Origin of the sequence: Micromonospora sp. NPDC050397, assembly GCF_044901685.1 — a bacterium.
In the GTDB taxonomy this organism is placed as follows: domain Bacteria; phylum Actinomycetota; class Actinomycetes; order Mycobacteriales; family Micromonosporaceae; genus Micromonospora_G.
Genome location: NZ_JBJDPS010000001.1, coordinates 329,334 through 349,286, shown reverse-complemented (window position 1 = coordinate 349,286; position 19,953 = coordinate 329,334). Strand labels below are relative to the sequence as shown.

The window sequence follows — 19,953 nt, the reverse complement described above, 5'->3', positions numbered from 1 at the left end:
CTGACCTTCCGCCGGCTCCTGGCACTCGTCGTCGGCAGCCGAACCAGGGCCGGTTCGACGCCGGGAGTAAGCCTCTGCCGTTGGAGTTCTTCGCGGTCGGGGTGTCCGGACGCGTACGACGTGACTCTGCGGGCTGAGCCGGTGGGTGAGGAGCTGCCGATCGGGCGGCGGGTGGCGTACTGGCGGGGGCGGCGGAAGTTGTCCCAGCAGGTGTTCGCCGACCGGCTCGGGAAGTCGAAGAGCTGGGTGGACAAGGTCGAGCGTGGCGAGCGGCGGTTGGACAAGTTCAGCGTCCTGCTCGACATGGCCGGCGTCCTCCAGATCAGCGTCGACACGCTCATCGGCCAGGCCGAGAACACCCAGACCGTGGTCACTACCGACCACGTCGACCTCGACCGGCTCCGGCTCGCGCTGACGCGTTTCGCACCGGCCGCGTACCTCGGCAACCCGGCACCACCGCTGCCGCTCACCGACCTGAACAAGGCCGTCACGCACGCGTGGCTGACACTCCAACACGCCCGGTACGACACCCTCGTCCGCGACCTACCAGGACTACTCGGCCAGGTCCAGGCCGCCGACGCCTACCACAGCGGAAGTAACGGTGACCGGGCCGCGAGCCTGCTCGGGCAGGTGTACCAGGTCACCTCCTGCGTACTACGCAAGCTGGGTGCGTACGACCTGGCCAGGTTGACCGCCGAACGAGCGATCTCGATCGCGGTCCGGACCGGCGACGCGCTGCGGGCCGGGACCGGCACCACCCGCTTCGCCAACGCGCTCCTCGCCGCCGGCCACGCCCGACAAGCATTCGAGGCCAACATCGTCACCGCCCACCGCCTCGCCCCCGACGGCGCCACCTGGGCCGACCCCGACCGAGTGTCGGTGTACGGATCACTACTGCTCCAGGCCGCGATGGCGGCAGCGCACCTCGGCGACCATGCAAGCGTCCGCGAGCTCCTACGCGAGGCGAAAGTAGCGGCCGACAGCATCGGCAAGGACGACAACCACCTACGCACCTCCTTCGGCCCCACCAACCTGCAACTACACGTCGCCGCAGCCGCCGTCGAACTCGGCGACGGCGGACGCGCGGTCGCCATCCACCACGGCCTCAACCAGCGCCGATTCGACGCCCTGATGCCCGAACGCCGGGCACAACACCTCCTCGACATCGCCCGAAGTCACGTCATCGAAGGCGACATGAGACGTGCCGGGGAATGCCTGGTCGAAGCCGACCAGATCGCCCCGGCCGAAATCCGCACCCGACCCATCGCGAGCGACGTCATGGCCGAAATCCTGCGCCGCACCCCGGGCACCCCACCCGCCCTGGTAACCGACCTCGCCGACCGGATGGGAGCCCGAGTATGAGCGGAACACCGGACGACGAGGCGGCACCGGCCACCGACCCGGAACGGGTGCCACTGGTCAAGGTCACCGTCAACCTCACCCCCGCCGCCAACGAAGCCCTCGCCCGGCTCGCCACCACCCAACGAATGACCAAGACCGACACCCTCAACCGCGCCGTCCTCGTCTCCGCGATGCTCCTCGATCTCGCCCCGGGTCACCGATTCTCGATCACCCCACACGGCGGCACACCCATCGAGGTCTACCTCGTCTGACCTGGAGCCCAACACCGTGACCGAACCCAACGACCAAGACCACGACGACACACCACAGGGCGTACCACACCGGCCCGGCACCAACTGGCGCTGCACCGACGACGGCGACGAATGGCCCTGCCAAACCTTCAAACGCCGGATGTGGACCTGGTACCAAACGGACCGACGACGCCTGGCCTGGGTCATGGCCGGCTTCCGGGACAAGGCACTGGCAAGTTTGCCCGACCTGACCCGCGAACAGGCCGAGACCAGGTTCCTCGGCTGGGTCGACGACCGACCGGCACGCCGCCGGCCGCGTTCGATCTGAGCGCCGGTCGGCTCGGCCGGCGGGGAGTGAATGGCTGCCCGCGCCGGCCGATGGTGGCTCGTTACGCCTCCGGCCCGGCGGTGAGTTCCTCGATCGCGGCGCTCATCGCGTCGAACGGGTTGTGGGTGATGTATTCGGAGCGTAGCCGCTTGGCCTGCTTCCGGTAGCTGGAGTCGTTCAGCACCTTCTCGACCGAGGCGCGGATCTGAGTTTCCTCCGGCCGTTCGATGGCCAGGTTGATCGCCGCGCCGGTCCAGGCGGCGCGGGCGGTGACCTCGGCCTTGTCCTCGCTCAGCCCGGCCAGGACCAGCGGCACGCCGAGGCTGAGCGCCTGCTGGACGCCACCGTACCCGCCGTTGCTGACCATGACGTCGGTGTACGGCAGCAACTGGTCGAACGGGATGAACTCGGCTACCCGGGCGTTGGCCGGTACGTCCCGTACGCTCACCGTGCCGGCCGATCTGTCCACGGTGGAGGGACTGGGCCGGGTGGTCGAGGCGGCGCGGGGGCGTGAGGTGGGGCTCGTCGTGGCAAACGCCGCCTACTCGCCGATCGGCCGGTTCGTCGACATGGACCCGGCGCGCAGCCGCCGCGCCCTGGACCTGAACTGTCGGATGCCGTTGGAGCTGGCGCACCACTTCCTTCCCCCGATGGTGGCGCGGCGACGCGGTGGTCTTGTGGTCATGTCATCGCTGGCCGGGATGCAGGGCTCGCCGCCGATCAGTGTGTACGCCGCGACCAAGTCGTTCGGCGCGATCCTGGCCGAGGGGTTGTGGGCGGAACTGCGCGGCACCGGGGTGGACGTGGTCACCTGTGTCGCCGGTGCGGTCGCCACCCCGAACCTCGCCGGCGCGAAGAGCCGCCCCGCCCCGGGCACCCGTACGCCGGACCAGGTCGCGTACGCGGCGTTGCGCGGCCTCGGCCACGGACCGCGCGTCGTCCCGGGCCTGACCATGCGCCTCTCCGCCGCGATCATGTGAAGGAAGGGCCCCTTGTTATCGCATTCTGTATAGGAAGGGGCCCTTCCTAACGTGTGGACGGGCTTGCGGGGCGGCGGCGAGCACTTGGAGAATCGTCGGTCGTGTCGGAGGATCAGTTGTTTGAGAGCGGCGGCGCGGACGAGCCGGAGATCGAGAGCTACGTCGCGGATTGTCCGGTCGGGCCGGAGTTGGTCGGTCAGATCGTCGAGTTGGCCGCTCTGCCGTGGGACGAACCGGGTGTCGCCGACCGGGCGGTCCGCGACCTCGGCTGGTCCACCAGGGTTCCGATCGACGGCGCCAGTTTTGTCACCGCCGCCGGTCACGCCGTCTACACCGGCTCCGGGCTCTACATGCCGTTTGTCCACTCGTACGACGTGGGCGGAGAGCTGAGCTCGGAGGACTTCTGGGGGACCCTGCCCGGCTGGACCAGCCGGCGGGGAGCCGGCCGCGCCGAGTTCGGGGCGCACGTCGACGCCGTCATCGACCAGTTCGCCGGACGGCTCGGTGCGCCGGAGTGGGATGTCAGGGCCGAGGGCAGGCGGATCTCCCTCGGCTCGTACTCGTGGCGGTACGCCGCCTGGCGACGCGGCAGCAACGTCCTCGTGATCGGCCCGGCCCTGGACAGCTACTCCTACAGCCAGGACGAGGAGGCCGTCGTCTACATAGGCCGGCTCGCCGAGGAGGCCCCGTTTCCAGCCGCCGCCGAATTGCTCGACTTCATGCGAGTCTGATTCATGCGACTCTGATGTGATGACGCGTCCGCCAGCGGCTGATTCATGCGACTCTGATGTGATGACGCGTCGGCCGGCGGCGCCTCGGCGCACGGTCCGATCGCCGAGGTCGGCGGTGTGGTCGAGGACCTGTGCACCGACCCCGGCCGGCGCGATCGGCCCCGTGCGCGGTGGGTGAGGGGCGAGAGCCAGGAAGGGACGGCGGCGTGTCCAGCAGGAGGTTGTACGACACCATCGGGGCCGATTACACCGTGACGCGACGTACCGAGCCACGGATCGCCGCGCAGGTCTGGGCCGCGCTCGGCGACGCGCGTACGGTGTTGAACGTCGGGGCGGGCACCGGCTCGTACGAGCCCTCCGACCGTCACGTGACCGCGGTGGAACCGTCGACGGTCATGCGCGCGCAGCGGGCGGCCGGGACGGCGCCGTGCGTGGCCGCCGCCGCCGAACACCTCCCGTTCGCGGACCAGTCCTTCGACGCCGCGATGGCCTTTGCCACCCTTCACCATTGGCGGGACCCGGTCGCGGGGTTGCGTGAGATGCGGCGGGTGGCTCGCCGCGTGGTGGTCTTCACGCACGACACCAGTGACACCGGGTGGCGTGATCGGTTCTGGCTCACCCGCGACTACCTGCCCGAGATCGCCGACCTTCTCGTCGAGCGGCCTTCGCTGACCGAGCTGGCCGACTCGATCGGCGCCCGGGTGGAGCCGGTGCCCGTCCCGTGGGACTGCGCCGACGGCTTCTTCGAGGCGTACTGGCGTCGGCCGGAGGCGTACCTGGACAACAATGTTCGTCGGGGGACATCGGTGTGGGCCAGGATCGGATCGGAGGCCGAGCAGCGGGTGGTGCGTACCCTGCGTGACGACCTTGCGTCGGGTCGCTGGGCCGAACGCAACCGCGACCTTGTCTGTCTCGACGCGGCGGAGCTTGGCCTCCGCCTGCTCGTCGCCTGACCCTCCGGACGCCATTGCCAGCCGGCGCCGCCATCGCCTCACCCGCCGCCCGCCGCCAACGCCTGGCTCGTCGCCGCCGGAGACCAGCGGCGGGGCGGCGGTTAGCGGCGGGACGCGGCCGGCTGGCCCAGGGCGGCGAGGACCGCGTCGAGACGGCCGTCGAGCGACCCGCTCAGTTCCAACACCGGTACGTCCTCCCAGGCGTCCAACGGATCGGCGTAGACCAACTCCAACAGCGCGTCGTTCATCCGGGTACGCAGACCCGGCATCTCCGCGGCCGGTAACACCCTCTCCGTCTCGGGCGTGACGAGGGTGATGACCAGCAGGTCGAGGCTGGCGAGGGCCGGGCGCAGTGTGCCGGCGTCGACCGCGTCCGAGGGGGCCACACCGCCCGCCGCCAGGTACGCGAGGTAGTCCACCGGGGTCCGGTCGAACACGACCCCCGACGGGAACGACGGCGAGTTGAGGTTTTGCAGCGAGGCTGCCAGCAGGGCCCGGAAGTCCTCCGGCGACGGCGGGAACTGGAACTCGTACCCTGCCTCTTCGAGCAGGTAGTACGGTTCCTCGGCCGCCACGTGCCCGGGTAGGTGGGCACACAACGCCTCGACCAGGGTCGTCTTGCCGGTCCCGTGCGTCCCGGAGATCCCGACTCTCATCCGCCGCTCCCGCTTTCTCGATCGCTCCCGGAGCGGATCATATGGCCGAGGGCACGGAGGTGATCGGCCACCGGGCCGAGGGTGAGGGCGGCGGTGCCGGCTCCGGCGAGTTCTTCGGCGGCGGGGAGAAGTTGCCGGTGGACCCGTTCCATGGTCGCCTGGTCGCCGAGGGCGAGGGCGACGCGGGCGGCGAGGCAGAGCCGGACCTCGTACAGCAGGTCGTGCGGCGACTCCGGGAGGGCGGCCAGGGCGGCGGTGGCCTCGTCGCGGCGGCCGGCGGCGACCAGGGCCAGGGGACGGACCCACGGCTCGTACGGGCCGAAGTCCCACCCTTCCCACTCGCCCGGGTCCGGGCCGGCGCCCGTGGACGCGGCTGGCGGCGGCAGGCGCAGCGAGAGCAGGGCGAGCGGCAGCAGGCCCCGTTCCATGCCGGACATGCCGGTGCCGGTGAGCCGGACGTTGGCCGCCCGGTACGCCGCCTCGGCCTCGGCCGGGTGCCCGTCGACCGCCAGCCGCAGCCCGGCGTACCAGTGGGTGAAGACGCCGACCAGCGGCAGCTCGTACCGTTCGGCGAGCCCGTCGACGGCCTGGGCGTGCGCGTCGGCGGTGCGGAAGTCGGCGAGTGCGCTGTGGGCCTGGAGCAGGACGAGGTGGCCGAGCACTTCGAAGGTGACCAGTTCGTGCCGGGCGGCCAGGGCGACCAGTTCGGTGCCGATCGCGGCCCGTTCGGTGGCCAGCCCGGGGCGGTGGAAGCTGTGCATGAAGCGGGCGTTGAGGGCGAAGGCCAGCAGCCTCGGGTCGCCGACGTCGCGGGCGATGGCCTCCGCCTCGGTCGCCGCCGCACGGCCGCGGTCGGTGGTGGTGCCGCGCAGTTCGAGCGCGATGCTGCTCAGCAACCGGCTACGCAGTGCCGGCCGATGATCGGCGGCCGACTCGTCCGGGGCAGGCGGCCGGTGATCGGCGGGCGACTCGTCCGAGGTGGGCGGCCGGTGATCGGCGGGCGACTCGTCCGAGGTTTGCGGCCGGTGATCGGCGGGCGACTCGTTCCCGGTGAGGGTGGCCAGGGCGCGTTCGGCGGCCCGGACGATCTGCTGGGACAGGTCCGCGTCGTCGTTGCTGGTCCAGATCGCGGGTACGTCGAACGCGGCGAGCACGGCCACGACCAAATTCGGGTCGTCGAGTTGTTCGGCGGCCTCGATCGCCTCGGACCGGTGCCGCCGTGCCTCGGCCAGGTGTCCGGTCACCGCGAGCGTGCGGCCCAGGCCGAGCACGGCGTGCAGCCGGTCGCGTACGTCGGTGCCGTCGGCCCGGTCGTGGGCGTGCACGGTCTGCCGCCACAGCCGGGCGGCCTCGTGTGGATCGAAGCGGCGTTCGGCCTGCTCGGCGGCGAGCCGACCGTAGTGGGCGGCGCGTGGCGCGGTGTCGCGGCTGGCGGCCCGGTCGAAGTGGTGGGCGAGGGCACCGATGTCGTACGGGTGCAGCCGTTCGAGCGCCTCGGCGACGGTGGCGTGCCAGCGGGCGCGGCGCAGTGCGGACAGGTCGCGGTAGATCGTGTCGCGGACCAGAATGTGGGTGAACCGTAGTCGCCCTTCGGGTTCCTGCTCGGTCAGGAATCCGGAGTGGAGGGCGTCGTCCAGGGCGTCGAGTTGCGGTGCCCCGTCGCCGGCCAGTGCGGCGAGCACGTCCGGGTCGACGTCCCGGCCGATCACCGCCGCCTGCCGCAGCAGGTTCCGCGCCGGTTCCGGAAGCCGGGCCAGGCGGTGCCGGATCACGTCCCGAACCCCCACCGGTACGTCCCGCAGCGCCTGCGGACCCTCGGCGGCGAGCAGCCGGGCCAGTTCACGTACGAAGAAGGGGTTGCCGCCGCTGCGTCGGTGGACCAGGTGCGCGGTCGCCGGATCGAGGGCCTGCCCCGCGACGGTGCCGGCGAGTTCGCCGGTGGCCGTCTCGGAGAGTCCGCCGAGGTAGATCCGGACCGGCTCGGTACGGGCGAGCCGGGCGAGCGCGGTGGTCAGCTCCGGACTGATCTCGGTGGCCCGGTAGCTGCCGATGACGAACACCGGCCCGGTGACCGGCTCGGGTTCGCCGACCAGGGCAGCGAGCAGGTCGAGTGTGCCGTCGTCGGCGCGGTGCAGGTCGTCCAGGACCAGCAGCAGCGGCCCCTGAGCGGCGACCGCCGAGAGCTGGGCGATGGTGGCCCGGCGCAGCCGGAACCGGGCCAGCACGGAATCTTCGACTGGCGCTGGCTCGGCACGCTCGACCGGCGATAGCTCAACGGGCACGGCCGACGGTGGCTCGACGCGCTCGGCCGACGGTGGCTCGACGCGCTCGGCCGACGGTGGCTCGACGCGCTCGGCGCGCCCGGCCGGCGATGGCTCAACGCGCCCGGCCGGCGATGGCTCAACAGGCCCGGCCGGCGGCGGCTCGACGGGCGTGGCCGGTGCTGGTGGAGACCGCACCGGCGGCTGCATGGCCAGCGCCTCGGTGATCTGCACCCAGGGCCAGGCGACGGGGGCGCCCTCGTACTCGGGCACCCTGCCCCAGGCGGTGATCCAGCCGCGTCGGGACAGTCGCCGGGTCAGCGCCTCGGCCAGCGCCGTCTTGCCGGCGCCCGCGTCGCCGGAGACCAGGGCGAGGGTCGGTTGGCCGTGCCGGGTGACCTGCTCGGCCGCCTGCTCGAGCCGGGCAAGTTCGTCGTCGCGGCCGACAAACCCGCCCGGGAAGATCGACACCGAGACGACCGGTACGGAGGCGGCCGACAGCGAGACAGCCGGCGCGGGCGCGGCCGGTGCGGGGGCGGCTGCTGTGGGCGGGGTGAGGTGTGGCGCCTGGGTGAGGATGTCGGACTGTAGTTGGCGCAGTCGGGGGCCCGGGTCGACGCCGAGTTCGGCCGCCAGGGACTCGCGTACCCGGCGCAGTGCCGCCAGGGCGTCGCCCTGGCGTCCGGCCGCGTAGAGCGCGGTGGCCAGCAGCCGCCAGGCATCCTCGCGCAGCGGGTGGTTGTCGGCGTGGCCCCGGAGGTCGGAGACCGCCTCGTTGGCCCGTCCGGTGGCGAGCAGCGCTTCGGCCCGCCGCTCCACGGTGAGCATCCGCAGTTCGTCCAGCCGGTTGATCTCGCCCCGCGCCCAGCCCTCTGCCGCGTACTCGGCGTAGGCGGGGCCGCGCCAGAGGGCGAGGGCCTCGTCGAGGCGGGGCAGCGCCGGTACGGGGTCGCCGGCCGCCAGCAGCCGGCCCGCATCGCCGGTCAGCGTCTCGAAGCGCCAGGCGTCCACGGCGTCGGGCGCGGGGCGCAGCGCGTACCCCGGGGGTGTGGTGACCAGCAGGCGGGCCGGTTGCCGGGGTGACCGGCCGGGTTCCAGGGCGCGGCGCAGATCGGACACGAAGGTACGGATCGCCGCGACCGCGCCGTCCGGTGGTTGCTCCCACAGGTCGCCGACGAGCCGGTCGAGCGGCACCACCCGGCCCCGGGCGACGAGCAGGCGGGCCATGACGGCCCGCTGGCGGTGGCCCTTCAGCCCGAGCGGCCCCCGGTCGGTGCTGGCCTCGACCGGTCCGAGCACGCCGAAGGCGACCGCCGGTGCCGTCGAGTGCCTGGTCATGGCCCCAATCTTGGCAGGCACTCATCCGTCGCTGATCCAGCACTGATCACCGCGCCGCAGCCTTGGCTCCGACAGATCGTCACCGTACGTCATGAGCAGAAAGGCTCCGTCCGTGGAACCAAGGATCAGTGGATTCGACTACCGGCGCGTCGAGGTCGCCGAGGGTGTCCGCCTCAACGTCGCCGTCGGCGGTTCGGGCAGCCCGATCGTGCTGCTGCACGGCTTCCCCCAGACCCATCTGATGTGGCGGCACGTGGCGGCCGATCTTGCCGCCGACCACACCGTGATCTGCCCCGACCTGCGCGGCTACGGGGCGAGCGACAAGCCCGCCGACACCGACGGGACCGCGTACGCGAAGCGGACCATGGCGGCGGACGTCGTGGCGCTGGCCCGTGCCCTGGGGCACGATCGGTTCGCCCTGGCCGGTCACGACCGTGGTGCCCTGGTCGCCATCCGCGCCGGCCTGGACCACCCCGGGGTGGTCACCCACCTGGCCAGCCTCGACGTACTGCCGACGCTGGACATGTGGGAGGTGATGCACGGCACGACGGCCGCCGTCGGCTTCCACCTCTACCTGATGGCCCAACCACCCGGCCTGCCCGAGCAGCTCATCGGCGCCGCCCCGGACGCCTTCTTCGGCCACTTCCTCGACATCTGGGCGCGTGACCCGGAGGCGATCCCGGCCGACGTGCGGGCGGCGTACCTGCGGGCGTCGCGCGAGGCGGTCACCTCCATCGTGGCCGACTACCGGGCGTCGGCGATCATCGACGTGGAGCACGACCGGGTGGACCAGGCGGCCGGTAACCGGCTGCGGATGCCGGTGAGCGTGTTGCAGCAGGACTGGGGTGCCGTACTCGGCTTCGACGCGGCTGCCCTGTGGCGGGAGTGGGCGACGGACCTGGACCACACGCCCGTCACCTGCGGTCACTTCATGGCCGAGGAGGCGCCGGCAGAGGTCGTCAAGGCGTTGCGTTTCCTGCTGACCAGGTAGCGCCGGCAGTCCGACGGGCCCGGTCCGGGGCCGACCCCGGGCCGGGCCGTCGGATTCGGGCTCGTGTCCACCGTGGGTGACGCGGTGAAGTGCGGATCCACTGCGGATGGCCTGGCTGGATCGGGTTCACCGTACGTGATCTGGCCAGGTCATCGCCGCATGTAGATCAATTATGCATAGAACGTGAACGGTGGGGCCATAGTGTCGGAGCGTTCGCACGAACGACCCAAAGGATGAATATCGTGGATCAAATGGACATCGGTCGGCGGCACCTTCTCGCCGGCGGGCTGGCAGCGATCGCGACCACGGCCGTAGCGGCCCCGGCGGCCGCCTCCGCGCGAGAGACCTCGACGGGTACGGCGACCGGCACCAGCAGCACCACGACCACCCCGGAGCGGCTGAAGGGTTACACGTACCCGCTCAGCGCACGGGGTACGGCCAATCTCGCCTCGGCGCCGCCGTGGCACTACGTCGGTGACATCGTCGGGGTCGAGTTCTGGACCTCGCCCGAGGCGGCCGAGGCGTCGTTGCCCACCGGGCTCGACCGGGACCCGTCGTCGTCGGGCCACGGGTACGCCCTCTTCATCGACTGGCAGTTCTCCGGTGACCACGAGGAGTACCTCGACCCGGTACGCAGCCAGTACGGCGAGTTCCTGGTGCTGATGGATGCCGTCTGGCAGGGCACCCCGGTCGCCTGGTGCCCGTTCATCTACGTCGACAACGACGCCGCGCTGGCGCGGGGCTGGGTCCAGGGCTTCCCGAAGAAGATGGGCGAGATCCACCAGACCCGGGCGTTCGGGGTGCCGAGCCACGCGGCTCCGACCGTTGGCGTCGGCGGCAAGTTCGCGGCCAGCATGTCCGCCGCCGGACGCCGGCTGGCCGAGGCGAAGGTGACGCTGGAGAAGACCTCCCCGACGCTGCCCGCGTTGAGCCGGCCGATCGTCAACCTCCGGCACTTCCCCCGGCTCTCCGCCGGTCAGCACGACAACCCGGCCGTGCACGAGTTGACCATGTCGATCCTCGACACGCCGCAGGTGGCGAACACCTGGGTCGGCGGCGGGAACCTGACGTTCCTGCCCGCGCCGGGCGAGGAACTGGCCGACCTGGCGCCGCGTCGCACCGGGCTCGGGTTCCGCAGCTCCCTCTCCTACACGGTCACCGACCTGCGGATCCTGACGCCTCCGGCGCGCTGACGCCGACCGTCGCGAACGCTCGTACGTGACTCGGGCCCGGGACCGCCAGGTGGTGGTCCCGGGCCCGCGTCACGTAGCGAATCGGGTAGCGGGTCGGCTCGGGTGGCGGGTCGGCTCAGGTGGCGAGGATCGCGGCCATCGCGGCGTAGGTGGCAAAGAGCAGGACGCCTTCGAACCCGAGCCGCCCCCATCCTCCGGTCTGCCGGACCAGGAGGCCGGCGAGCAGGGTGGCGGTCATGAAGAGCCCGGTGGTGGTGACAAAGAGTTCGTCGGTGCTGGCGCTGTGGTAGATGGATCCGCCCCGATCGAACAGGTCGCCGACGACCAGGGTGAGCACGTCGAGGATGTTGCCGCCGAGGACGGCGGCGACGGCGAGGGTGACGGCGCCCCGGCGTACGGCGGCGATGGCGGTGACCGTCTCGGGCAGGGCGTTGACGATGCCGAGCAGGACACCCCCGGTGAGGCCGGCGGTGAGCCCGGTGATGTCGACGAGGCTCTCCGCGGCCAGCGCGGTGGCCCAGCCGCTGGCCGCGACCACGATGCCGACCAGGGCGAACTGGCCCCAGAGCCAGACGCTGCCGTGTCCGTCGAGGGCACCGTGGTCCTCGGGTACGTCCGGTCGGGTCTCGGTGGTGCCGACCGCCTGCCACATGGGTTGGGCTCCGGCGGTGCGGATCAGCCGGAGGCCGCCGACGTAACAGGCGACGATGATGATCGAGATCGGGTGGATCCCGCCGAGCGTGACGTTCGGGGTGTAACTGCCGATCAGGGCCAGGGCGAGCAGTCCGATCAGCAGGCAGCCGAAGAGCAGGTTCGACAGCGACGCGGCGGCGTGTTCGAGGTTGGCGCGCCGGTAGAAGGCGTCGGCCACGGCGACGGCGGTGGTCTGGGCGGCGATCCCGCCGACGGCGTTGCTGTAGGCGAGGTCCGGGTGTTCGGTGGCGGCGGTCACGGCGGTGATCACGATCCCGGACAGGCCGGTGGCGACGCCGAAGAAGACCACGCCGAAGACCGCCTCGCCCCAGCCGGTCCGGTCGGCGAGGGTGTCGCCGAGGGTGACCAGCCGGATGCTTCCCACCACGGTGACCAGCGCGGCGAGGGCGAACACGCCCAGGCTCGGGCCGAGCGGCCACGGTACGGGGGGCAGAAAGTCCGGCACATGGTCATTGTTCCGGTTATGCCTGGCTGAGTGCGGGGAGTTGGCTGCCGTACCCCTGCCGGCGGAACTGTCGGCGGACCCGCCGGCTCACTTGCGGCAGATGGGCTTGTCCGGAGGGTCGACGGTGTACGAGTTGAAGATGTTCTCGGTGGCGCCGATGCCGCCCTGGCGGTTGATCGGTTTCGCGTCGAAGACCCGGAGGAAGAAGTTGATCACGTCGGCGACCACCTGCGGCATGCTGTAACCGACGCCGTAGTCCAGCCAGACCCCGACCTGGGCGCTGCGGCAGAACGTGATCGGAAAGCCCGCCGCCGAGCCGACCGTCAGCCCGACACTCGTGGTCAGCGCGGCGTAGAGGCCGGTGTTGAACCCGAACGCGCCGATGCCGACGTGGAACCGCGCCTGGTAGACAAAGACGATCCCGTTGACCCCGACCGAGATGCCCTCGATCGAGTCGACGATGTTGCTGGTGGTGTTGAGGGTCGGCTGCTGGACGCCGAAGGAGCCGTTGGCGTACCCGAACCCGAGCCCACCGTCGACCTTCCACTCGCCTTCGGCCTTGATGTTGCCGTTCTTGGCGCTGAACGCGGTCCTGATGTTCAGCGTCTGGTTCACGGTGGCGGAGAACGGAACCCCGAGGAAGACCCCGAGCGGGACGGTGAAGTCGACCGGAAGCTTGAGTACGGGATCGATGTTGTGACCGGCGCCGACCGCGCTGGCCCCCTCGATCTTCAACCGGATGCCCGCTCCCCCGGTGATCCGGAACGTCGCCGTCCTGACCGTGCCGCCGCTGATGTCCAGGTTGAACGTTCCGGACGGCCGGTTCCAGGTGAACGCGGCCTCGCCGAGCAGCCGGATCCCCTCCCGGTCGTATCCGAACCGGACCCCCGCCCCGTGGTCGCAGCAGATCGGTGTGACGTTGAACCCGTTGAGGTCCACCGGGGACGCGCCGCCACCGACCCGGGGTCCCGGCTGCGCCGCCCGGTCGCCCGGGTCCGGCAGCACCGGTCGCGCCGGTACGGCGACGGGCACGTACCCGCCGGCCACGCCGCCACCTGTGCCGCCACCTGTGCCGCCGTCGCCGGAGTCGCTGGTGCCGCCGTCGCCCGCGCTCCAGAACGGGGTACCGACCTGGTAGGTGACCACGTTCTCGAACGAGATCGGCTTGTCGCTGCCGAAGGTGCCGTCCCTGATCACCTCGGTGATCTGCACCGGACCGATCGTCACGGCGAGATCGTCCCCCTCGCGCCGTACGTCGACCACCCGTCCGACGCCCCGCCCGGTGACGAACATGACCTTTCCGACGGCCAACTCGTCAGCCCCGTCGGCCGACGGGTCCAACCGCCAGGTCAGCCCGTCGTCGGTGACCGAACGGACCGACCCACCGCCGCCTGCGATCCGGGCCAGCAGCGGACGGCTCAGCGTGGTGTCCAACCGGTCCCGGAGGATGTGGTGCAGGGCGCCGACGCCGAGCGGCGGGAGCCCGAACCGGACCAGGCGGTCCCGGGCCGGTCCCTGGTCGAGGCCGAGCGGCACCGGTCCGGGGGCCGGGTCGCTGGTCCGGCAGGTGACCAGGATGGTGATCGCCGGGGTGACCCGGCGCAGCGCGAACCGCAGTGCCCGTTCGCTGGGCGGGTCCAGCCACGGCGCGTCGTCGACCGCGACCAGCACCGGCGTACTCCCGGCGCGGGCGACCGCGGTGTCCAGCAGCGCGCGGGTGGCCGCGCCGATCGCCCGTTCGTCGACCGGCCCGGCGGTGTCGGCGGCCAGCAGCGCGACCTCGGCGGCCATCCGCTGTGGTGGGGGCAGTTCGGCTAGCAGCCCGGTCAGTGGCCGGAGCAGGTCGGCCAGGGCCGCGAACGGCAGGCCGGTCTCGGACTCGGCCGGCGCGCAGGTGAGCACGAGCCAGCCGGCCCGCCCGGCCCGGGACACCAGCGTCCGCCAGAGCGCGGTCTTGCCGATCCCCGCCGGGCCGTCCACCAGTGCCACCGCCGGGGGTACGGCGAGCAGCCGCCATGCCTTGTCGAGCACCGCGTCTCGGCCAACGATCAAGCCGTCCACGACAAGATCGTGGCATGTCCGGACCAGCCCCCGGTTCCCCTCGGCGGTCGGTGCGGCACCGGTCGTCAGGCCAGGGCGCGGGTGCGGTTCGCCCGTGCGCCGGGGAGCCGTTGCCGCCCGCCCAGCGGCTCCGGGCGTACGGGCGAGATCCGGCGCAGTTGTTCGGCCGCGCGGCTGCCGGCGGCGGCGGTGAAGACAACGAGCAGTTGGTCGGGGCCTTCGGCCCGCAGGATCTGGCAGTCCAGGTCGATCGTGCCGATCTCGGGATGCACCAGGGTCTTGGTGCCGGATCGGCAGATCGCCACCCGTTGTTCCCGCCACATCCGCTCGAATTCGGTGCTGCGGGCGCGCAGCGTACCGATGAGTCGGTCGGCCTCCGGGTCGCCGAACCGCACCGATCTCGCCCGCAGCTCCGCCACCCGGGCGCGGCTCTCCTCCTCGTGTTCCTCGACGGGGTGGACCGAGCGTGAGGCCGGGTCGGTGAACCAGCGGTAGGTGCTGTTACGGGCGTCGCCGGTGTAGACCGAGTGGTCGCCGAGGAGCGCGACGGCCATCGGGTTCTGCGCGATCGTCTCGCCGAGCAGCGTCATGACCTGGGCCGGGGAGTCAGCGAGCCCGTCAACGACCTGTCGCAGCGCGGGTGCGACCCGGCGGCTGGTGATGGGTGCCGGTGGCGGCTCCTGGTCGGCGACCCGGTACAGGTAGTCGCGTTCGTCGGCGGTCAGGTGCAGTGCGCGGGCTATGGCGTCCAGGATCTGCGGCGACGGTGGCCCGGTGCGGGCCTGTTCGAGCCGCCGGTAGTAGTCGACGGACATGGCGGCGAGGTCGGCCACGTCCTCGCGTCGGAGCCCCTGCGTACGCCGACGCGACCGGGCGTCCAGACCGATCTCCTCGGGTTGGATCGCCGCGCGCCGGGAACGGAGGAATTGGGCCAGTTCGTCGGAGCTCACGCCACCATTGTTACCGGCGTTCTCCGAGGTCACCGGGGCGGAGGCGGACCGGCGCGGGTGCGGTGTGAACGAATTCACGCCCCGGTGGCGGCCGGTTGTCGAGCCGCCGTACGTGGCCGGTTCCGGGGGAGAGTCTCTCCCCTGTTAACGGCGGACACGGTCGGCAACAGTTGACGCGCGACAACCGAATGCGACATTTGTTCAAAAATTCGCAGGTTGATGGGGATTAACCTATTTCAGGGGGATCAGCACGTGACAACCGAGAGCACCGGACGCGACCTGTCGTCCTTGCGGGGGCTGGCCGGTGGAGGCGTCCACCTGCCCGGTGACGAGGACTACGACCGGGCCAGGACAACCTGGGCACTCGCCCTCGACCTGCGCCCAGCGGCGGTGGCCTTCCCGGTCGACGCGCGGGAGGTGGCGGCGGTGGTCCGCGCCGCGGCGGCGGCCGGGCTGCGGGTGGCACCGCTGGGCACCGGGCACAACGCCCACCCGCTCGGCGATCTGTCCGACAGCGTACTGGTGCGGCTGTCCGGGATGGCCGGGGTCACGATCGACCCCGACGCCCGACGGGCCCGGGTCGAGGCGGGTGCGCTCTGGGCCGCCGTGGTGGAGGCTGCCGCCGCGCACGGCCTGGCCGCACTGCACGGATCGTCACCGGACACCGGCGTGGTCGGCTACTCCCTCGGCGGCGGCATCGGCTGGTACGCCCGGTCGCTGGGCCTGGCCACCAACAGTGTCACCGCGGTCGAGCTGGTCACCGCCGACGGTTCGCTCGTCCGGGTCGACGCCGAGCACGACCCGGAGCTGTTCTGGGCCGTACGTGGCGGAGGCGGCGCCAACTTCGGCGTCGTCACGGCGATCGAGTTCACGCTCTACCCGATCGGGACCGCATACGCCGGCATGCTCGTCTGGGACCTGCGCGACGCGCACCGGGTGCTGCGCCGCTGGGCAGAGTGGGCCGTCGACGCGCCGGACGCGGTCACCACGTCGTACCGGCACCTCCAGTACCCGCCGATCCCCGAGATCCCGGAGCCGTTCCGGGGCCGCCAACTGGTCATCATCGACGGGGCGGTGCTCGGCGACGACGCCGAGGCCGAACGGATCCTGGCGCCGCTGCGGGAGCTCGGACCCGAGCTGGACACCTTCGCCCGGGTGCCGGCCGGCTCACTGGTCCGGCTGCACATGGACCCGGAGCAGCCCACCCCCGGTGGCGGCCGGTCCGCCCTGCTCGACGAGCTGCCGCCGGACGCGGTGGACCGCCTGGTCGAGGCCGCCGGCGCCGACTCCGGCAGTTCGCTGTTCCTGATGGCCGAGCTGCGGCAGCTCGGCGGGGCGTTGGGGCGCCCGCAGCCCGGGGCGGGCGTGACCGCCCGGATCGACGGCGGATTCCAGTTGATCTGCGGCGGCATGATGGTCGGCGAGATGGCCAAGCAGACGATCGCCGACTGCGAACGGGTGCTCGACGCGATGGCACCCTACTCACGTGGCCGGCAGTACCTGAACTTCCAGGAGGAGCCGGTGGACCCGTCGACCGGGTTCGCCGCCTCGGACTGGGAGACGCTGGTCAGGATCCGCCGGGCGGTCGACCCCGGTGGCCTGTTCCAGGCCAACCACGAGATCCCGATCGGCTGAACACCGATCGGCGTACCCCGTCGGGGAGCACGTGGCGTGCGGGGGCGCGGTCCGCGAGACCGTGCCCCCGTACGCCGGCATATCGGTTGCGCCGAGACCGGACAGCGACAACAGTGGCCCCGACAGCGGGCGGAACCGGGGCGGGGCCGACCCGGCAACGAGGCCAGGGGCAGGTGGCGGGCGGGATGGCGATCCGGGAGATCCAGGTGACGGACCCGCACTCCGGCCCGTACGGGATGACCGTCGGTCCGGACGGCGCCCTCTGGTTCACCATGGTCCACGCGGGGCGGATCGGCCGCCTCCACCCCGACGGCCGGGTGAGCGAGCACCCCCTGGACTCGCCGGAGAGCGGGCCGACGATCATCGCCGCCGGGCCGGACGGTGCCGTCTGGTTCACCCGTTCCCGTGACCACCGCATCGGCCGCATCGGCGTGGACGGCGAGATCGACTCGTTCCCGGTGCCGACGCCGAACAGCGCCCCGTACGGCATCACCGCCGGACCGGACGGCGCCCTCTGGTTCACCGGGATGAACAGCGACACAATCGGCCGCGTCACCGACGACGGGGTGATCCAGGAGTTCCCCCTCCCGGTCAGGGGCGGCTTCCCGTCGATGATCACCAGCGGGCCGGACGGCGGCCTGTGGTTCACCCTGAACCAGGCCAACGCCGTCGGCCGCATCGACCTCGACGGGTCGACGGTGCTGCACGACCTGCCCACCGCCGACGCCGGGCCGGTCGGCATCACACTCGGCGCCGACGACGCCCTCTGGTTCGTCGAGATCGCCGCCGGCCAGATCGGGCGGCTCACCCCCGACGGCACCATCCACGAGTTCCCCCTGCCGGTACGCACGGCCAGACCGCACGCGATAGCCGCCGACCCGGCGGGCGGGTGTTGGTTCACCGAGTGGGGCGCGAACCGGATCGGACATGTCAGCGCGACCGGCGAGTTCACCCACCACGACCTGCCCAGCCCCGCCTCGGAACCACACGGCATCGTCGTCGACCCGGACGGCGTGGTGTGGGCGGCCCTGGAGACCGGCGCGATCGCCCGCCTCGACCCCTGACCGGCCGATCCTCGCTGCTGTCGTCCACCGGCCCCGGCACGGGGCACCCAGCGCCACCCCGCCACCGCCCGGCACCCGCTCGGCATCTCGGCATCGACATTGACGGATTGATCATCAGTCTGACAACCTGTCGGGGCGACACTCACGCCCGATCATCGCCGTTGCAGCGCCGGCACCGTACCTGTCGCACCGGCCCTGCGGCGCCGGTAGCGACCCGACCACCACGGCCGGCGCACCGACCGAGGAAGGCACAACTGTGAGCATGCGCAAGACCCGGTGGCTCGGTGCCACCGCCATCGCCGCGTCGCTGGTGCTGCTGCCCGGCCCGGCGACCGCGCAACCCGTCCAGCCGAGCGGGCCCTGCCACGACCGGACCCTGCCGACGACGTACGAGGAGACGCGGATCGACACACCCGCGCTCCCCGGTGGCAACCAGGTTCCGTCCACGCTTGTCGAACTGGGCGGCTTCACCGGCCTGGTGCAGCGGATCAGCGGCGAGTTGTGCCGCGCACGGTCGGTCCGAGACGCCGACAAGCTGCTCCAGAACCGTGGCGAGGAGCTCTGGCGGACCGCCGTCGACCGGGCCCAGGGCAAGCGCTGGATGGGCAGCATCGAGCGGTACGACGACCGTCCGCTCTACTGGTCCAGGCTGATCCTGACCCGCGACCTGCGACAGTGGACGCCCCGGTTCGCCCTCTCCCCCGCCGCCCGCGCGACACTGCTCAAGACCTTCGAGTACGCCTCCCGGGGCATCTCCTCGACCGACTTCTCCACCAGCCGGACGGTGACCAGGGTGCTGGTCAGCGGCTTCGACCCGTACCAGCTCAACGGCGAGATCCGGCGGTCGAACCCGTCCGGCGCCTCGGCCCTGCAACTCGACGGGCAGCAGTACCAGGTCAACGACCGTACGGTGCAGATCCAGGCGGTGTCGCTGCCGGTGACCTGGAGCGGGTTCAACCTCGGCTACGTCGAGGACAGCTTCGGCCCGCACCTGACCCGGGGCGGCAAACAGCGCGCCGACCTGATCATGACGATCAGCCAGGGCCTGCGCGGTCAGATGGCGATCGAACAGTGGGCCGGCGCGTGGCGCGGTGGCAACCCGGACAACAACAACGAGGGCACGCCCGAGCTGGTTCCCCAGGTGACAAACTGGCCCCAGCCGACCCCGAACCCGGAGTTCATCGAGACCACCCTGCCGTACCAGCGGATGATCGACGCCGGTACGACGCCGTGGCCGGTGGCGCTCAACCCGCGGATCTGCGAGTGGACCGGGAACACCCGCCCCGACCCGGCGCGGGTCTCCTGCCACAACAACGGCCCCTCGGCGGACGCCCAGGCGCAGGCCGGCGGTGGCGGCAACTACCTGTCGAACGAGAGCATGTACCGCTCGAACCGGCTGCGGACCGCGCTCGGCGCCACCGACGTACCCGGTGGGCACCTGCACATCTCGGCGCTGGTCTACCCGCAGAACCCGCTCGCCATCATCGACGGCCCGTTCGCCGCCGACCGGGCGCAGACCATCGAGCAGACGATCACCCTGGTGAAGGCCGCCGGCGCGGCGCTGTCCTGAAGGGTTGCTCAACTCATGACAACGAAGGAGTACGCCGTGACCCGTCCCGGTTTCCACCTGGCGATCCCGGTCGACAACCTGGAACGCGTACGCGCCTTCTACGGCGGCGTGCTCGGGCTGGACGAGGGCCGTTCGACCGACGTGTGGGTGGACTGGAACTTCTACGGCCACCAGTTGGTCACCCACGTCGTGCCGGGGGCGGAGCGGGTCGACGCCGGGCGCAACGCGGTCGACGGGCACGAGGTGCCGGTGCCGCACTTCGGCCTGCTGCTGTCGGTGGAGGACTTCCACGACCTGGCGGGGCGGATCCGGGACGGTGGCGTCGGGTTCGTCATCGAGCCGTACCTGCGGTTCGCCGGTGAGCCGGGCGAGCAGTGGACCATGTTCGTACGCGACCCGGCCGGCAACGCCCTGGAGTTCAAGGCGTTCCGGGACGAGAGCCAGGTCTTCGCGAAGTAACACCGACACATTTTCGGGTACGCAAGAAGCCG

17 protein-coding genes and 1 pseudogene are annotated in these 19,953 nt (G+C 71.7%); 12 read left to right on the top strand and 6 right to left on the bottom strand.

Going from position 1 to position 19,953, the window contains the following annotated elements:
• The first annotated feature begins 120 nt into the window (after positions 1 to 120).
• Genes ACI2K4_RS01360 through ACI2K4_RS01350 form a run of 3 tightly spaced genes read left to right on the top strand, consistent with a single transcriptional unit; the run spans position 121 to position 1,920 of the window.
• Positions 121 to 1,362, top strand: coding sequence for a helix-turn-helix domain-containing protein (locus ACI2K4_RS01360; protein WP_404507857.1), 1,242 nt, complete (start codon positions 121 to 123; stop codon positions 1,360 to 1,362).
• A complete protein-coding gene (locus tag ACI2K4_RS01355; protein ID WP_404507856.1) occupies positions 1,359 to 1,613 on the top strand; it encodes a hypothetical protein in 255 nt (84 codons plus the stop codon). The genes ACI2K4_RS01360 and ACI2K4_RS01355 overlap by 4 nt, the downstream gene beginning before the upstream one ends.
• A gap of 16 nt (positions 1,614 to 1,629) precedes the next feature.
• Positions 1,630 to 1,920, top strand: a complete 291-nt coding sequence (locus tag ACI2K4_RS01350) for a hypothetical protein (protein ID WP_404507855.1) — start codon at positions 1,630 to 1,632, stop codon at positions 1,918 to 1,920.
• A gap of 61 nt (positions 1,921 to 1,981) precedes the next feature.
• On the opposite strand, the gene ACI2K4_RS01345 is transcribed toward ACI2K4_RS01350, so the two are convergent.
• Positions 1,982 to 2,389, bottom strand: a complete 408-nt coding sequence (locus ACI2K4_RS01345; RefSeq protein ID WP_404507854.1) for a glycosyltransferase — start codon at positions 2,387 to 2,389, stop codon at positions 1,982 to 1,984.
• Here ACI2K4_RS01345 and ACI2K4_RS01340 point away from each other — a divergent pair.
• From ACI2K4_RS01340 to ACI2K4_RS01330, 3 genes and pseudogenes are all read left to right on the top strand, one after another.
• Entirely contained in the window at positions 2,370 to 2,900 is a 531-nt protein-coding gene (locus ACI2K4_RS01340) for an SDR family NAD(P)-dependent oxidoreductase (protein ID WP_404507852.1), read from the top strand. The two genes, ACI2K4_RS01345 and ACI2K4_RS01340, sit on opposite strands and share 20 nt — an antisense overlap.
• Positions 2,901 to 3,016: 116 nt before the next feature.
• Positions 3,017 to 3,631 (top strand): hypothetical protein, encoded by a 615-nt coding sequence (locus ACI2K4_RS01335; protein ID WP_404507851.1) that lies wholly within the window; start codon positions 3,017 to 3,019, stop codon positions 3,629 to 3,631.
• A gap of 215 nt (positions 3,632 to 3,846) precedes the next feature.
• A pseudogene (locus tag ACI2K4_RS01330) lies at positions 3,847 to 4,584 on the top strand (class I SAM-dependent methyltransferase); the annotation flags it as partial.
• 101 nt (positions 4,585 to 4,685) lie between these two features.
• On the opposite strand, the gene ACI2K4_RS01325 reads toward ACI2K4_RS01330, so the two are convergent.
• The gene (locus ACI2K4_RS01325; protein ID WP_404507850.1) at positions 4,686 to 5,240 is read right to left on the bottom strand and encodes an AAA family ATPase; all 555 of its coding nucleotides are present in this window, start codon (positions 5,238 to 5,240) and stop codon (positions 4,686 to 4,688) included.
• Entirely contained in the window at positions 5,237 to 8,839 is a 3,603-nt protein-coding gene (locus ACI2K4_RS01320) for a BTAD domain-containing putative transcriptional regulator (protein WP_404507849.1), read from the bottom strand. The genes ACI2K4_RS01325 and ACI2K4_RS01320 overlap by 4 nt, the downstream gene beginning before the upstream one ends.
• Before the next feature lie 112 nt (positions 8,840 to 8,951).
• Between ACI2K4_RS01320 and ACI2K4_RS01315 the strand changes: the two genes are divergently transcribed.
• On the top strand, positions 8,952 to 9,830 hold the full coding sequence (locus tag ACI2K4_RS01315; RefSeq protein WP_404507848.1) for an alpha/beta fold hydrolase: 879 nt from the start codon (positions 8,952 to 8,954) through the stop codon (positions 9,828 to 9,830).
• Positions 9,831 to 10,081: 251 nt separating this feature from the next.
• Positions 10,082 to 11,023, top strand: a complete 942-nt coding sequence (locus tag ACI2K4_RS01310) for an acetoacetate decarboxylase family protein (RefSeq protein WP_404509147.1) — start codon at positions 10,082 to 10,084, stop codon at positions 11,021 to 11,023.
• Between the two features lie 115 nt (positions 11,024 to 11,138).
• Here ACI2K4_RS01310 and ACI2K4_RS01305 read toward each other — a convergent pair whose 3' ends face one another.
• From ACI2K4_RS01305 to ACI2K4_RS01295, 3 genes are all read right to left on the bottom strand, one after another.
• A complete protein-coding gene (locus ACI2K4_RS01305) occupies positions 11,139 to 12,182 on the bottom strand; it encodes a sodium:calcium antiporter (RefSeq protein WP_404507847.1) in 1,044 nt (347 codons plus the stop codon).
• Between the two features lie 87 nt (positions 12,183 to 12,269).
• Entirely contained in the window at positions 12,270 to 14,243 is a 1,974-nt protein-coding gene (locus ACI2K4_RS01300; protein ID WP_404507846.1) for an AAA family ATPase, read from the bottom strand.
• Between the two features lie 65 nt (positions 14,244 to 14,308).
• Positions 14,309 to 15,193 (bottom strand): helix-turn-helix transcriptional regulator, encoded by an 885-nt coding sequence (locus tag ACI2K4_RS01295; RefSeq protein WP_404507844.1) that lies wholly within the window; start codon positions 15,191 to 15,193, stop codon positions 14,309 to 14,311.
• Between the two features lie 252 nt (positions 15,194 to 15,445).
• Between ACI2K4_RS01295 and ACI2K4_RS01290 the strand changes: the two genes are divergently transcribed.
• The 4 genes from ACI2K4_RS01290 (at position 15,446) to ACI2K4_RS01275 (ending at position 19,921) form a co-directional block, all read left to right on the top strand.
• Positions 15,446 to 16,828, top strand: coding sequence for an FAD-binding oxidoreductase (locus ACI2K4_RS01290; RefSeq protein WP_404507842.1), 1,383 nt, complete (start codon positions 15,446 to 15,448; stop codon positions 16,826 to 16,828).
• A 113-nt stretch (positions 16,829 to 16,941) separates the two neighbouring features.
• Positions 16,942 to 17,892, top strand: a complete 951-nt coding sequence (locus tag ACI2K4_RS01285) for a virginiamycin B lyase (RefSeq protein WP_404507841.1) — start codon at positions 16,942 to 16,944, stop codon at positions 17,890 to 17,892.
• 262 nt (positions 17,893 to 18,154) lie between these two features.
• A complete protein-coding gene (locus tag ACI2K4_RS01280; RefSeq protein ID WP_404507840.1) occupies positions 18,155 to 19,462 on the top strand; it encodes a hypothetical protein in 1,308 nt (435 codons plus the stop codon).
• Between the two features lie 36 nt (positions 19,463 to 19,498).
• Positions 19,499 to 19,921 (top strand): VOC family protein, encoded by a 423-nt coding sequence (locus ACI2K4_RS01275; protein WP_404507839.1) that lies wholly within the window; start codon positions 19,499 to 19,501, stop codon positions 19,919 to 19,921.
• The last annotated feature ends 32 nt before the right edge of the window (positions 19,922 to 19,953 follow it).

Coding starts and splice junctions, on each gene's coding strand:
- ACI2K4_RS01310 (WP_404509147.1), top strand. CDS start 10,082: ATGGACATCGGTCGGCGGCACCTTCTCGCCGGCGGGCTGGCAGCGATC.
- ACI2K4_RS01320 (WP_404507849.1), bottom strand. CDS start 8,839: ATGACCAGGCACTCGACGGCACCGGCGGTCGCCTTCGGCGTGCTCGGA.
- ACI2K4_RS01280 (WP_404507840.1), top strand. CDS start 18,155: ATGCGCAAGACCCGGTGGCTCGGTGCCACCGCCATCGCCGCGTCGCTG.
- ACI2K4_RS01355 (WP_404507856.1), top strand. CDS start 1,359: ATGAGCGGAACACCGGACGACGAGGCGGCACCGGCCACCGACCCGGAA.
- ACI2K4_RS01325 (WP_404507850.1), bottom strand. CDS start 5,240: ATGAGAGTCGGGATCTCCGGGACGCACGGGACCGGCAAGACGACCCTG.